This window comes from Candidatus Eisenbacteria bacterium (genome assembly GCA_018831195.1).
In the GTDB taxonomy this organism is placed as follows: Bacteria; Eisenbacteria; RBG-16-71-46; order CAIMUX01; family JAHJDP01; genus JAHJDP01.
The window spans coordinates 90,301-104,034 of record JAHJDP010000042.1 but is presented as its reverse complement, the minus strand read 5'-3'; the positions used below and the strand labels follow the sequence as shown (position 1 = coordinate 104,034).

Below are 13,734 nucleotides of genomic sequence, written 5' to 3'. Positions count from 1 at the left end.
GTTAACTTGGGATTAAATTGGGCATTAACTTTTGGATAATGTATAAGTAGGAGAAACCCATGCAAGGTCGAAACAGGACCGTGCTGATTCTAGCCGGTGTTCTCGTCGTCCTCATTATCATCGCCACCGTGAGTGAGCAGTCGCGGAAGAAGCGCCGCAATCCCGGGGGTCCTCTCTATCCCGGTTTTCAGATCGAGACGGTGGCCGGAATCGCCTTGGAAAAGGGCGAGACGCGTGTGGAGCTCGCAAAGAATGACGAGGGCAAATGGTTGGTGGTCACGGAAGGAAACTATCCCGCGGACGCCGGCAAGGCCGAACGAATCATCGAACCGGTCTCAAAGCTTCATACGCGGGATTTGGTATCTCGCAAAAAAGACAAACAGGATGACTTCGAGGTCAGCGATTCCCTCGGCACCACGGTCAAGATGACAGCAGCCGACGGCGCCACACTGGCTCACTTTATCGTTGGCAAGCAGGGGCCCGATTTCATGAGCACCTACCTGCGCCCCTACGATGACGACCGCGTTCTCCTCGTTCCAAAGTATCTTCGGACAGCCTATGACCTGTCCCAGGGCACATTCCGCGATAAGACGATCTTCGAGTTCGGGCAAGATGAGGTGTCGCGGGTTGAGATCCTGCCGGAGGAGGGTGACTCTATTCTCATCGTGAAAGGCGCCAATGACATCTGGACGATTCTTGAGCCTGATTCGGCGGCGGTAAAAGATGCGGTCTGGAAGTCGCTGCTGAGGACCGCCTCCACGTTAAAGTGCGATGCCTTCCCCGAAACAGAATTGAATCCCTCCGATGCCGGCCTGGCGCCCCCGCGGGAGATGCTGCGGTTCGAGATGATGGACGGGCGAACGGAGACCCTCAAGATCGGGCGGGAAGAAGACAAAGGCCGGTTCTATGTCATAAAGGAGGGAAATCCCACGATCTTCCTTCTCAGCAAAGGACGGATTACCACCATGATGAAGACCTTTGAAGATCTCATCGAGACGGCGCCGTCGACACCCAAGGCGACACCCATGTCGCCTCCGCCGCAGGCGACACCGATCACGCCGCCCTCCGGCCATTGAGATTGAGACGCCCGATGGCCGGATCGTTCCATAGGATCGGCCCATGACCGGCGATAGACCCGGCCATCGGACGCGGGCTCTGGGGCTGTTTCTCGCCTGTGCTGTTTTGCTCTCCATTCAATGCACGGCCGCGCGGAAGCCGGGTGGAATCATCCTTATAACTTTAGATACAACGAGGGCGGATCATCTCGCCTGCTATGGCTCCACCACCGCTTCCACACCAATCCTTGATCAATTCGCATCCGAAGCGGTCCTCTTCGAGAACGCGGTTACGACCGTGCCCATGACCCTCCCCGCGCATTCCTCAGTCATGACCGGGCTCAATCCTCCGCGCCATGGGGTTCACAACAACGGCAGCTTTCGGCTGAAGCCCCAGTTCACAACATTGGCGGAAATCCTTGGGAAAAACGAATATACGACGGCCGCCTTCATCAGTGCTTTTGTCCTGCACAATCAATTCGGATTAAATCAGGGATTTGATCTTTATGATGACAGGATGGGGCTGGAACGGCCGGCCGTAGAAACAACGGCGCACGCTATCAGCTGGATAGAAGGAACCGCGCAGCAGCCGTTTTTCCTCTGGGTCCACTATTTTGATCCCCACACACCCCACCATCCGCCCGAGCCGTTCGCATCCAAAACCCTGGGCACGGCCTACGATGCGGAGATCTCATCAATGGACGCCAGCATTGGTGACCTCTTCGAGGCCCTGCGCCGCAGGAATCTTTATGAAGGCTCACATATCATCATCGTTGGGGATCACGGGGAAGGCCTCAAGGATCATGTTGAAACCGAGCATGGCTTCTTTCTCTATGAGGAATGTCTCCATATCCCGATGATGTGGAAGGTGCCGGGATCCGGAATGCACCGGCGTGAGAATCAATTGGTCGGAGTTGTCGATATCATGCCGACGCTCCTCGACTACCTGAACATCCCTGACCCGGAAACACTGGATGGCGCCTCGCTAAAAGGCCTCATCTCCAAAGGGGAGTCTTTTGAGCGCAAGGGACTCTATGCAGAGACACTTTTCCCCTTTTACAATTATAACTGGAGCCCTCTCTACGCCTGGCGCACGCCCGATTGGAAATATATCGAAGCGCCTGACCCCGAACTCTATGATCTGAATGCCGATCCGGGCGAAAAGTGTAATCTCGTCGCGGAACAACCGGAGATGGTTAAGCGGCTGGCCCGTCAGTTATACATCCACCGGATGGAAACCGGCGCTGATTTGTCCGTTCCAAACGAAGAGAGCATCGATCCTGAGGTTGAAGAACAATTGAAAAGCCTTGGCTATATCTGGGCGGGCGGAAGCAACCAGGCATCGTTCGGAGATTCCCTGCCGGACCCGAAGGAAATGATCACCTACCATGAGCATTTCGAAAAAGCCCGCAAGGACGAGGAGGAGAAACGCTATTCGGAGGCTATCGAGGAATTTGGAATTGTGCTGAAGGCCTTCCCCGACAGCCCCATCGCCACATTGGGAATGGGTCTCTCGCTTGTGCAGGCAAACCGCCCCAAAGAGGCCTTGGTCTGGCTAAGAAAGCATTTGGAGATCAGACCGGGCAATGCGACGGCCAATGAGGGTATTGCCGATGCACTCGTTCAGCTGGAACGGTACGAGGAGGCCCTCATAGCTTATGATGAAGCGGCAGCCGATCAATCGGTCGCCACAAAAGTCATCCGGAAAAAGGCCTTTGCACTGGTGAAGATGGGTCGTTTTGAAGCGGCGGCGGAACAATTCGAACGCCTGGCGCAAGAACCGTCTCCCCAGGAACTGGACCAGTGGTCCAGGTGGGCCGCACGAGCCCGCAATCTGGCCACATACGGAATTCGCCAGGGTGCCCCCCTCGAGCAGGAATTTATGTCGCAGATCCGGTCGGCGGCTCGTTTTGAGTTATACGACGACGCCCGCCGGTTACTCGCGAAGGCCCGTGGCCGCTACCCCGAATCTCTCCTGGCTCTGCTGAGGGGGGATGTGGAGCAAATGGCGGGCCGATGGGACTCCGCCAAAGAGGCCTATGAAGAAGCCGAAGGTCGCGGAGATCTCTCTCAGATTCTATTTATAAATCACGCCGCGGTCTGTCTTCGCATGGAAGATCCCGAGGCGGCGCGCGAGGTTCTGGAGCGGGGAACCCGACTGGCGCCGGATCCGAAGGGCCAGGTACATTTTCAGCTGGCTTGTGTCCTGACCCGTCTGGGACGGTACCCGGAAGCGATCCATGCGCTCAATGCCGCCATCGATAATGGGTACTCGAATTTTGATCGCTTGCAGCAGCATGCCGACTTGACGCCGCTGCGGGAACGGTCCGATTTTCAGGATATTTTATCAAGGAAAAATGCCGTGCGCGGCCGATAACGGAATTCATTCAAATTGATACAATGTATCCTTGATGCCCTTATGCGCCTGTCCGTTTCTATCCCCCCCGACATTCTTTATCTAGTCAAAAGGCCGGTCGTCCTCGAAATGGGGCAAATAGTGAGATTGGCTTGTAAGCTCTTGTATGAAAGCGTTCTCCAAACGCAATTCCAGCGCATAATCCGTGATAGCATCATATTCATCTTTTCTCAATGGCCGGTTGATCTCAGGATAGCGGTGCGCTCGGTATTGAGGTGAGTATTGCGACATGATGCTGACGGCGATTTCAGGCGACAAACCGGCTAAAGTACGAAGAGCCTTCCGGCTGTTTTCCAGATGCCCGGGCAATACGAGATGCCGGACCAGCACCCCCCTGAGAGCGACACCTTCAGAGTCGAGTTCCAGATGTCCGGCCGTATCCAGCATTTCACGGAGGACATCCCCAATATGATCGGCGTAATTATCGACGTTCGAATACTTGCGTCCGAGTTCATTATCGCAGTATTTGATGTCCGGAAGGAAGATATCCACCAGACCCCGGATCTGCCGGAGGGCCTGCAGGGAATCATAACCGTTGGAGTTATACACCACCGGTATAGTTAAACTCCGGCTCTTCGCCTCGGCTATCGCTTCAGCCATCTGATAAACCATATGTGACGGCGAAACGAAGTTTATATTGTGCGCTCCCATCTCCTGCAACCGGAGCATTTCGCCGGCCAGCGCTTCAATCGATAGGGTTCTAAGGGAGGTCTGATGAAAATCCTGGCTAATCTGGTGGTTTTGGCAGAAGACACAGCGCAGATTGCATCCGGCAAAGAATATCGTGCCGGAGCCCCGGCTTCCCGAGATGGGCGGCTCCTCTCCATGATGCAGTCCCGCAAAGGAGATCTTTACGTCGGCCCCGACACGGCAGAACCCCATTTCACCTTCAAGCCGATTCACTCCGCAAAGGCGCGGACATCCCTCGCAGCTTTTCAGCCGCCCTGTAAAAGATGGATTCGACATGGAAGCTCATTCACCTCAGAGGACCCGGCATTCGCAGAGTTGACCAGCCGCCTCAAGGAGCCTTATTTCATAAGAAAGGGAGGCACCTGGGCCCTGTTGATCTCGATCCGATCCCAAACATCACCGATCACATAGGGTTCATGATTGAGCCACTCTTCCTGCAGTTCGGCCCTGGAAGGAAAATCGCAAATAATCATGGAACCGACCATCTTACCGCCATCATCCAAAATTCCCGCCGCATAGAGCCATTTACCGCTCTTAAACATCTCTTTCGCCTGCTCTAAATGGATCTCCCGCGACGCCAGTCTTCTCTCCAGCGCCTGATCATCGGTGCCGTCATACGCAATAACAATGAATTGCATTGAGTCCCTCCTCCTACCAATCGCCGGCATACTCCAAGGAATGCGGATCGACCTGATCTTGAAGATAGTTAAAGTGGAGTCGCGTCAATTGGCGGATATGCAGGAAATCATGAGCCACCCAGGATGAAAAGATATCTCCCGCGGTTATCTTCCCGGCTATCGGATGTTTATCAAAGTTATCCCAGGCCGGTGACGGCAAGCTGCGCAACCAAGCCACCGAATGCGAGCGTTCCTCAAGAAACTCCAGTAAAGACACCTCTAAATCCCTCTTGGCATACTCCCGTTCGGTGACCCATCCCGTCGGATTGATGGGGGGCCAGGGGTCGCCGGGTCTGTTCAATAGAATATCAACCCGGACCCGGAAATCTTCCCGCTCTTCATCCAGAAGATGAACCATGACCTCGAGAAGCGACCATTTATCCGGCGCGGGCTTCCATGCGGCTTGCGCGGCTGGGACTCCGTGAACGAGATGTTTGATGACGTCCGCATTGGACTCCATCCGATCCATCATGAATTGGTGATTCACCTGAATATCCTCCCGAGCAGGAAGTCCACATCTCAAACGTGGTTAGGTGCGGCTGGTGATCTCAACGAGGTGATACCCGAACTGGGTCTTGATGGGGCCGTGAACAACACCGACCTCTTCATTAAAGACAACCTGGTCGAACTCGGGCACCATCTGCCCCGGCGAGAATTCACCAAGATCCCCACCTTCCCGGCCGGATGGGCAGGAGGAATGCGCCCTTGCCATATCAGCGAAATCGGATCCGTTTTCGATCTCTCTCTTAATATTCTCACACTCCTCAGGTGTACTCACTAGGATATGCCGCGCCGAAGCTTTAGCCATTGTTATAGCTCCTATTCTATATGTTTTTTACACTTGAAGTTTCGCCCTGACATACTTAAGGGGGAAAAGCATCGAGACATCCCTTTGATACTGCCGGTAATCCTCACCATACTCTAGGATTAATTTCCGCTCCTCGAGAATTGTCCCGACAAAAAGATACCCGGTCAAAATAATATTGGCGATCAATCGGGACAGGTCCAAGGTCAAGTAATCCACCCAAATAAAGATCATCGCGGCAAGATACCAGGGATGCCGGGTCGCGGCAAGAATGCCGGAAGATTTGAGTCTCCCCGATGCGGTCAGGGCGCTGTAAGAAGAATCTGAAGTCATCTGACGCAGACCCAAAAAATGCCTCATGTCGTAGTTTCGGGCCCCGGCGACGAAGAGAAAACTCACGATGATTAAGAGGAATATTTGAAGAACTACAAACCGCCCGCTCCAACGAAAGAGAACGGGGCCGCCGACGGAATTCTCATATAAAACAACATAGGCCAAAGTGAGCAAGGCGATCGAGTTGAAAACACAACGATAGTACCGGTATTGGGATCCAAGTCGCTCCCGCAGAAACCCCGTGACCGCCGGCGAAATCATCCCGCTATGCAGGGCACACCAGAGAACCCAAAGTACGGCAAGCATGAGGTACTTCACCTGACCGATTCCTTCTGATCCGATCCAGCCTCGCTAGGCGGACAGTTTTCCCAACGCCCCTCTTTGCGGAAAGAGCCCAAAGAGGCCGCCGGTGTGAATAAACAAAAGATGATCCTTTGAAGTAAAACAATTCTTGGAAAGCTGGTCCATCAATCCGTAAAAAGCCTTCCCCGTATAGACGGGATCCAAGAATATCCCTTCGGACAGGGCGATTCTGCGAATCACCCCTATTTCTTCATCATAAGGAATCGCATATCCGGGCCCGACATATCCCTCCAAAATTGTATAACTCCTATGATCTATTCTAATTTTTGTTTTATGCCGCTTGTTGAATTCATCAACAATGCCGTCAACCTGGGCTTGAAAATATGCAGGGTTATTACAAACATTGACGGCGAGAATCTCGATGTCGAGATTTAAAATCAGGCGGCCCAGCAACAATCCAGCCAGTGTCCCCCCTGATCCGGCTGCGCAGAAGAGATGGCTGTAGGGGATCTTTCCCCGTTCATCGACCAGCTCGGATAGCATTGAGATATAGCCCCAGGAGCCGAGGGCGTTGCTGCCACCCAGGGGAATGATATAGGGCCTCTCCCCTTCATCCTCAAGTTTCCTGGCTGCATCAACCATGATCCGTTTATGATGATTCCACTCTCTGAATCCGACATATTGAATCCGGGCGCCGGCCAGACAGCTTAGAAGAAGATTCCCGTCGATATCCTCAGGCGGGTCCCCCCTCAAAACGAGAGAAGCATTGATACCGAGCTTACGGGCCGCGATAGCCGTCGCCCTCGCATGATTCGATTGCACGCCGCCGCAGGTTATCACGACGGACGCGCTCCCGGCCTGCGCCTCGGCTAGAAGATATTCGAGCTTGCGAACTTTGTTTCCCGAAAGTTCACATCCGGTAAGATCATCCCGCTTCATACTTATCAAAGGCCCGCCCAGTTCGTCGCTGAGGCGGGTCAATGGTGTAACCGGTGTGGGTAGCTGGGCCAGCGGGATCCTGGGGGGGAGGCTCAAGTCCATACCAACACTCCAGGGCGAAAACCCGATCCGCGGCGGGTGCGCCGCCGCTGTTACTTCGTTAGGTCGTTAACGATAATCAGAACCATCAACGCCAGGATGATGACGACCCCGACTTGTTGAATGATCAACTTCACCTTTGTAGAAATGACTTTCCGGGTGATCCCCTCCCACAACACAACAATCAGATGTCCGCCGTCCAGCGCGGGGATCGGCAGGATGTTGAGGAATCCAATATTAATGCTGATGAAGGCGACGAAGGCCAGGAGGCTTAAGATGCCGCTCTTCGCCGCTTGCGCCGACATTTTAGCGATGCCGATCGGTCCCGAGAGATCCCGCACCGAGGCCTGGCCTGAGACGAGAAGGCGGATCGATAGAAAAACGAGACGGAACGCGCCGATCGTCGACTGATATCCCGCCGTGATCGCCTCGCCGAACGAGGCGGATCGATACATAAGATCGGGGCTGACACCGATAAGCCCCACATCCACCATGTCCTCACCGATCGGGATCGTTCCTCTTTTCGGCGTCAGCTCGACATCGAAGATCTCCTCGCCCCGGCGGATCTTTAATTGTACACTCCGCTCCGGCTTCGCATGGATGCTTTCAACCAGCTCATCCCATGTTGAAATGAGAGCGCCATCGATCTCAACAACCTCGTCCTTAACCTGGAGCCCGGCCGCTTCGGCCGGATAACCGGGTTGTATTTCGCCGATAATCGAGGGACCGGCTTCGCCGATACCGCGGACGCCGATGACAAATGTATAAATTAGAAAGGCGAAGAGAAAATTCATCAAAACGCCGCCCGTGATGGCCAGAGTCTTCGCCCAGGTCGGCTTGGATTGGAACTCCCAGGGTGCGCCGGTGATGGCGGTTTCACCGTCCATCGACTCATCAATCATCCCTGACATCTTGACGTAACCGCCCAGCGGGATCCAGGAGAGACAATATTCGGTATCACCAAATTTCTTTCCGACAATCTTCGGGGGGAAGCCGATCGAGAAACGCTCCACACGGATTCCGACTGCTTTCGCGGCAAGGAAATGCCCCAGCTCATGCACAAAAACAACAAGGCCGATGACAACAATGAGAGAGAGGACAAAAGTCATCCGGGTCACTCCTATGGGTTTTTACATCCGTCCGAATCCAACTTTATCATCGTACATCAAGGCTGGGAGGATTAACAGGATGCGGATGCCGGCTATTTCGTGATGTCGTTTACGAGAGCAAAGATTGAGAGGGCCAGGATCATGACAAGCCCGACCTGCTGGATGCCGATCCGAACCCTGGTGGAAAGGGGTCGCCGGGTCAGCCCTTCCCAGAGCGTCACCAGTATGTGGCCGCCGTCCAACGCGGGTAACGGCAACAAGTTGATGCATCCGATATTGATGCTGATAAAGGCGATGAAGGCCATGAGGGTGACCAGCCCGCTCTTGGCCGCCTCCGCTGACATCTTGGCGATCGCGACGGGGCCGGAGAGGTCTTTCACCGACGCCTTCCCCGTGACGAGGAGCTTAAGAGAGGTGCCGATGAGACCAAAGGAGCGCGCCGTCGCCCCCCATCCGCCGGTAATGATTTCCGGAACCGTCGGCGACCTGAGGTATATCACCGGGGCGATACCGATCAACGCCTCGCCCCCATCCACCGACTTCATGAAGAGGTCCAGCTCTATCCGCTCATTATTGCGACTGACAACCACGTGATTGGCCCGTCCCGGATCATTGCGAAGACGATCGCCCAACTCGGTCCAAGTGAAGATAGGCGATCCGTTGACCTCCAGAACCCTGTCGCCGGATTGGAGACCCGCCGCCGCCGCGGGATATCCTTCGAGGACCTCAGCAATCACCGGCTCTTCACTAGAAACACCGATCGGGCTGAAGGCGATGATGGCGGTAAACAGGAGATAGGCGAAGATGAAGTTGAGGATCACGCCGCCGGCGAGAGCCAGGATCTTCGCAGGCGCCGATTTGGACATGAATTCCCAGGGAGCGCCGGTCAGCGTCGAGTCACCGTTGGACCCCTCATCAATCATGCCGGCCATCTTGACATAGCCGCCGATGGGGATCCATGAGAGGCAGTATTCGGTCTCTCCGATCTGTTTGCCGATAATCTTCGGCGGGAATCCCAGCGAGAAACGTTCAACACGGATACCCACAATTTTCGCGGCCAGGAAATGCCCCAGTTCGTGGACCAGGACCACAAGACCGATGACAAGGAGGAGTGAAAATATGAAGGTCATCTTGGCCCCGTCATCTCCTGCGCCCGCCCAGGAGTCCCGAGCGAAGGAGAAAATAAAGGAGCTGGGCGATCGAGGCGGCGGCAGCGGCAACGTAAGTCAAAGCCGCGGCACTCAATACAGTCTTGGCCGCCCGATTCTCGTTCGAGGTTAGGATCCCTTCCCGCTCGATGATTCCCACCGCGCGACGGCTGGCATCGAATTCCACGGGGAGGGTCACGATTTGAAAAAGTACGACGGCTGAAAAGAAAATGATGCCGATTTTCACCAAGGCGAGCGATTGAAAAATCATCCCGATGATGAGCAGCGGCCATGAAAACTGAGAGCCGATCTTTGTGACCGGGACCATGGCGCTGCGGATTTTCAGCGGGAAATACCCTTCGGCATGCTGAATCGCGTGTCCCACCTCATGCGCGGCCACACCAATGGCGGCCAGAGAGGGACTATCGTACACATTGGGGGAAAGACGAAGGCTCTTGCGGATGGGATCATAGTGATCCGAGAGAAAGCCTTGGTTCCGTTCCACCGTGACATCTTGGATGCCGAAGGAGCGGAGAATCGCCTTCGCCGTATCGGCGCCGGTCAAGCCGCGCGTGGATGCGATCTTGGAGTATTTTTTAAAGGTCGATGAGACTTTGGCTTGGGCCCAGATAGAGAGCAGAATCGTGGGCCCGATGATCATCAAATAAAGCGGATCGAAGAAAAACACGGAATACCTCCCTGCCGTCTGCCATGACCGACTTAGTATAGGCCAATAACAAGTGATATGTCAGCAGGTTCCGCTTTATTCATTACCGGCGGTTCGCCGCCATAGGTTCTTCAGGCCCCTCCACATCCGGCTCAGGAGGCCATTCTGGAGCCGGATGGGTGAGCAACGCCGACTAAATGACCTTCACCGATTTGTGGGCTCCATGTGTCACCGCGTCGAGGTACTGGATCTCCGGCGGCCCGACAACACCCGCCTCCTTCATCGCCGCTTTGAGATTATCCGATCCTTGAAACTTTTTGGCGGAGGCGGAACTCTCCCATTCGAATAGCAGGGTGATGCTGTTGGGATCTTCATGGGAGCGGAATATCTGATAAGATTTCTCACCACTGGATCTCCGAAATTCCGCATGGGAATCAAACACTTTCTTCCAGCTTTCATATTTGGCGACCTTGTGGTGAATCAGTACGTGTGACATGGGACTCCTCCTATTGTGCGGCTCCTGTTTCGTTAAGCTTTTGTCTTTCAAAGTGGACGGTTCTATACACCCGTGATTTAACAGCGGTTCCAGGAGCTCCAAGGAGGATAACAAGTAAGCCGCGTTGCGAACGCCGAGATTTGTATCAAGAAGCCGCACCTTCGCCTATCGACTGGAGTTATACAGTCCAAGCGCAGAGCCCGCTATTATCAAGGCTTGATTAAGATCTTTAGGGCATCCGGCCGTGCGGCGTGATCCATCGCTTTGAGCCCCTCCGCCAATGTATAGCGCTCGGTAATGAGCGGCGTCGGATCGATCAACTCATCTTCCAGCCACTCCAGCGCATCATCAAAGGGTCCGCAGCGGGATCCCACGACGATAATTTCATCGATCACCAATGGCGCGGGGTTCCATATCCGGCTTTGGTGCGTCGTGGTCTTCACTACCAGCACGCCGCGTGGCTGCAGTTTTGTTAAAGCGAACTCCCAGCCCTTGGGATCACCCGACGCATCAACCGTGACAGCGAACGATCGCCTCAGCTTTCCCGCCTTGGAAACCGGCATCGTCTTTACGCCATACGGCTCGATGAGAGCCATCTTGTTTGGATGCCGGCCGACCAGCGTCACATGCCGCGACATCCGTGATAGGACCATCGCGTTGAGAATCCCGAGACGGCCGTCGCCGACAACCAGAACGCGCGTCGAGGGTTCAATCACCACCTGCTCAAGAATTCTCAGCGCCGCGGCCAAAGGCTCGGTGAAGACTGCCTTCTCATCCGGAACCGAAGGGGGGATCGGATAGAGGTTGGTGGCGGGCAAGGTGACATAGCGGGCGAAGACGCCGTCTTTCCCGGCAATTCCCAGGACTGTTCTTTTATAGCAGTGGTTCGGAAAACCCTTCCGGCACATCGGACAGCGGTGGCATGGCAGGTTGATCTCTCCCGCAACCCGCTGCCCTTTTCGGAAAACGTCATCCTCGCCGCCCAGCAATGGCTTTCCCGTTTTCACCACCCGGCCGACAAACTCATGCCCCAGGACACCGGTGAAATCCATATACCCCCGGGTGATTTCGAGATCGGTGGCGCAGACGCCGGCCAGGCTCACCTTCAGCAAAACCTCCCCCGGCGCCGGTGTGGGGATCGGCACCTTCTCGAGATGAAGCTGGGTCCCGTCGAAGTACAATGCCGTCATCCGCTGTTTTTGCGTGCTCATCCGCCGGTCCTTTCTCTTGGGTGATCGGCCGCCATAACGTACCTTACGGGATAGAAGGAGGCCCGTCTTGAAAAGAAGAACGCCACGGGACAAGCCGCGAACCCACCGCCCCGATCTCTTGTGGTTCCTTGGACTTACAGCGCTGGCCTGGCTGCACCGCCTGGCCTTCATGCTCTCCAACCGGGACCGGGCCTGGCCCTTCACCATCTTTTATGAAGGGGACGCGGAAACTTTTTACGATCATGCTCGAGCGATCCTCTCCGGCTCCCTTTATGACGCCGGCATCCCCTTTCACCCCCCGGCATTCCCTCATCTTCTTGCATTTATACATTCGATTGTGGGGGCGGGGGCTCCGGATTCGAGCGTGCCCTACATCGCTGTTAAATGTATCATGGCGGTTTTCGGAAGCCTACCTGTCGGATTGATCTACCTTATTGTTAAACCCTATCTCGGCCGGACAGTCGCGCTTGTGACGGCGGGCTTGTGCTTATACAATTTCGGCTTGTATATCATCGGCATCTCCGCCGTGAGCGAAGCCTTTTATTTGACCCTGATGCTGGCCTCGCTGCTCTGGTGGAGCCGGCGCTTCCCGCATCCCCTTGCCGCCGCTTATACAATCAAGAATTTCAAGACGGATGGGAGAAGACGCGGGCTCCTCGTCGAAGGCTTCTTCCTCGGCGCGCTGCTGGGTCTCATGACGCTGACCCGGGCTGAGGGTCTCCTTGTCGCTCTCATCCTTTGGGGGGTCGGCGTCGCGGGGGCGTATGGATGGAAACCGGATGGGAAGCCCCGGTCCCTGCGCCCAGCCCTGCTTCCCTGGGCGATGATCGCCCTGGGATTCCTGTTGGCGCTGACGCCATGGACCCTGCGCAACCGGTCGAACCTCGAAAACTTCAACCGCCGCAACAGCCGGGTCATGGCTGAGCCGTTGCCCACCTTTGTACCGCTGACCACCTATGGGCCAATCAATTTCGCCCTTGCCAATAACCCCAAGGCCGATGGCGGATTCTCGCGGGCCGCGCTTCCGTCGAATAATAATCTAACAACTCTCGATCTACGGGATCCGGAGCACCTTCGATTCTATCGGCATGGTTATTCCATCGGATTTGAGTTTATGAAAGATCATCCGGGGGATTTTCTAAAACTGCTCCTCCGGAAGTGGGGTCTCTATTTCGAGGCGTTGAAACTGGGTTGGACCCAGTGGGATTATCCCGGCGGCCTCACAGGACTCCGCCGGCCCGTTGATCTCTTCGTGCCGCACTCATACGCGGCGGTTTGGCTGCAAATCCCATGGGCGGTCCTCGGCCTGGCGCTTATGTTAAAGCTTGGAGTCCCCGCCCGCCGGTGGGCTTATTGTATCTTACTCCTGACACTGGCCGGGTTGGTCGTTACGGGGGCCTACTTCGGGTACGCCCGCCAGGGCGTGCTGATGCTGCCCCTTTGGTTCTCCTGCATCGCGCTGGCATTGGTCTGGCTGATCAGCCGGATTATCGCTTGGCGCGGCGCCTTCCACGGTATTCCGGATGCCCCCGCTCCACGGCTCCTGCGGATACTTGGAGTAGTCGCATTGCTACTGCTTCTGCTGGAAGGATGGGGCGCGACGACGGATCGCAATTATATCGCCACGGGGACGACGCTGCCCGGGCAAACATTGTTAAATCGCGATGCGGTACTGTATTTGACGCCGGAAGAGTAAAATCTGTTTGTCGGCGCATCCGAACCGGCACCCGTTCAAGCCGCAAGCGGAGATTAAGAATTGGGCGGACGTATCGGTGTGCGGTGAGCC

General features: G+C 55.4%; 14 protein-coding genes. 3 read left to right on the top strand and 11 right to left on the bottom strand.

Annotated features, from left to right (window positions below):
• The first annotated feature begins 59 nt into the window (after positions 1-59).
• A complete protein-coding gene (locus KJ970_08595) occupies positions 60-1,076 on the top strand; it encodes a DUF4340 domain-containing protein (GenBank protein MBU2690974.1) in 1,017 nt (338 codons plus the stop codon).
• A gap of 43 nt (positions 1,077-1,119) precedes the next feature.
• On the top strand, positions 1,120-3,432 hold the full coding sequence (locus KJ970_08590; GenBank protein ID MBU2690973.1) for a sulfatase-like hydrolase/transferase: 2,313 nt from the start codon (positions 1,120-1,122) through the stop codon (positions 3,430-3,432).
• Positions 3,433-3,513: 81 nt separating this feature from the next.
• Here the strand turns inward: KJ970_08590 and KJ970_08585 are convergent, their stop codons facing one another.
• The 11 genes from KJ970_08585 to KJ970_08535 all read right to left on the bottom strand — a co-directional run bounded on the left by KJ970_08585 (position 3,514) and on the right by KJ970_08535 (position 11,948).
• The gene (locus KJ970_08585) at positions 3,514-4,374 is read right to left on the bottom strand and encodes a radical SAM protein (protein ID MBU2690972.1); all 861 of its coding nucleotides are present in this window, start codon (positions 4,372-4,374) and stop codon (positions 3,514-3,516) included.
• Positions 4,375-4,499: 125 nt separating this feature from the next.
• Positions 4,500-4,799: a hypothetical protein gene (locus KJ970_08580; GenBank protein ID MBU2690971.1), complete on the bottom strand. Its 300-nt coding sequence runs from the start codon at positions 4,797-4,799 to the stop codon at positions 4,500-4,502.
• Between the two features lie 13 nt (positions 4,800-4,812).
• Positions 4,813-5,310, bottom strand: coding sequence for a DinB family protein (locus tag KJ970_08575; GenBank protein MBU2690970.1), 498 nt, complete (start codon positions 5,308-5,310; stop codon positions 4,813-4,815).
• A 57-nt stretch (positions 5,311-5,367) separates the two neighbouring features.
• Positions 5,368-5,646, bottom strand: a complete 279-nt coding sequence (locus tag KJ970_08570; GenBank protein MBU2690969.1) for a peptidylprolyl isomerase — start codon at positions 5,644-5,646, stop codon at positions 5,368-5,370.
• A 27-nt stretch (positions 5,647-5,673) separates the two neighbouring features.
• Entirely contained in the window at positions 5,674-6,294 is a 621-nt protein-coding gene (locus KJ970_08565) for a DUF1295 domain-containing protein (protein MBU2690968.1), read from the bottom strand.
• A gap of 33 nt (positions 6,295-6,327) precedes the next feature.
• Positions 6,328-7,320 (bottom strand): D-cysteine desulfhydrase family protein, encoded by a 993-nt coding sequence (locus KJ970_08560; GenBank protein MBU2690967.1) that lies wholly within the window; start codon positions 7,318-7,320, stop codon positions 6,328-6,330.
• 50 nt (positions 7,321-7,370) lie between these two features.
• Positions 7,371-8,426 carry an RIP metalloprotease RseP gene (gene rseP / locus KJ970_08555; GenBank protein ID MBU2690966.1) on the bottom strand — a complete coding sequence of 352 codons (1,056 nt, stop codon included), beginning with the start codon at positions 8,424-8,426 and terminating at the stop codon, positions 7,371-7,373.
• Between the two features lie 92 nt (positions 8,427-8,518).
• Complete coding sequence (rseP, locus tag KJ970_08550) at positions 8,519-9,556, bottom strand: RIP metalloprotease RseP (GenBank protein ID MBU2690965.1); 1,038 nt, start codon at positions 9,554-9,556, stop codon at positions 8,519-8,521.
• Between the two features lie 10 nt (positions 9,557-9,566).
• Positions 9,567-10,235 carry a zinc metallopeptidase gene (locus KJ970_08545; protein MBU2690964.1) on the bottom strand — a complete coding sequence of 223 codons (669 nt, stop codon included), beginning with the start codon at positions 10,233-10,235 and terminating at the stop codon, positions 9,567-9,569.
• A gap of 199 nt (positions 10,236-10,434) precedes the next feature.
• The gene (locus tag KJ970_08540; GenBank protein ID MBU2690963.1) at positions 10,435-10,737 is read right to left on the bottom strand and encodes an antibiotic biosynthesis monooxygenase; all 303 of its coding nucleotides are present in this window, start codon (positions 10,735-10,737) and stop codon (positions 10,435-10,437) included.
• Between the two features lie 209 nt (positions 10,738-10,946).
• Complete coding sequence (locus tag KJ970_08535) at positions 10,947-11,948, bottom strand: alcohol dehydrogenase catalytic domain-containing protein (protein MBU2690962.1); 1,002 nt, start codon at positions 11,946-11,948, stop codon at positions 10,947-10,949.
• Positions 11,949-12,015: 67 nt separating this feature from the next.
• Here KJ970_08535 and KJ970_08530 point away from each other — a divergent pair, with 67 nt between their 5' ends.
• Positions 12,016-13,644 carry a glycosyltransferase family 39 protein gene (locus tag KJ970_08530; protein MBU2690961.1) on the top strand — a complete coding sequence of 543 codons (1,629 nt, stop codon included), beginning with the start codon at positions 12,016-12,018 and terminating at the stop codon, positions 13,642-13,644.
• Positions 13,645-13,734 lie beyond the last annotated feature (90 nt).

What these genes read in the sequence shown, in the direction of transcription:
- KJ970_08545 (MBU2690964.1), bottom strand. Translation starts at nt 10,235, where the DNA reads ATGATCATCGGGCCCACGATTCTGCTCTCTATCTGGGCCCAAGCCAAA.
- KJ970_08570 (MBU2690969.1), bottom strand. Translation starts at nt 5,646, where the DNA reads ATGGCTAAAGCTTCGGCGCGGCATATCCTAGTGAGTACACCTGAGGAG.
- KJ970_08590 (MBU2690973.1), top strand. Translation starts at nt 1,120, where the DNA reads ATGACCGGCGATAGACCCGGCCATCGGACGCGGGCTCTGGGGCTGTTT.
- KJ970_08575 (MBU2690970.1), bottom strand. Translation starts at nt 5,310, where the DNA reads ATGATGGATCGGATGGAGTCCAATGCGGACGTCATCAAACATCTCGTT.
- KJ970_08540 (MBU2690963.1), bottom strand. Translation starts at nt 10,737, where the DNA reads ATGTCACACGTACTGATTCACCACAAGGTCGCCAAATATGAAAGCTGG.
- rseP (MBU2690965.1), bottom strand. Translation starts at nt 9,556, where the DNA reads ATGACCTTCATATTTTCACTCCTCCTTGTCATCGGTCTTGTGGTCCTG.
- KJ970_08560 (MBU2690967.1), bottom strand. Translation starts at nt 7,320, where the DNA reads ATGGACTTGAGCCTCCCCCCCAGGATCCCGCTGGCCCAGCTACCCACA.
- KJ970_08595 (MBU2690974.1), top strand. Translation starts at nt 60, where the DNA reads ATGCAAGGTCGAAACAGGACCGTGCTGATTCTAGCCGGTGTTCTCGTC.
- KJ970_08580 (MBU2690971.1), bottom strand. Translation starts at nt 4,799, where the DNA reads ATGCAATTCATTGTTATTGCGTATGACGGCACCGATGATCAGGCGCTG.
- KJ970_08535 (MBU2690962.1), bottom strand. Translation starts at nt 11,948, where the DNA reads ATGAGCACGCAAAAACAGCGGATGACGGCATTGTACTTCGACGGGACC.
- rseP (MBU2690966.1), bottom strand. Translation starts at nt 8,426, where the DNA reads ATGACTTTTGTCCTCTCTCTCATTGTTGTCATCGGCCTTGTTGTTTTT.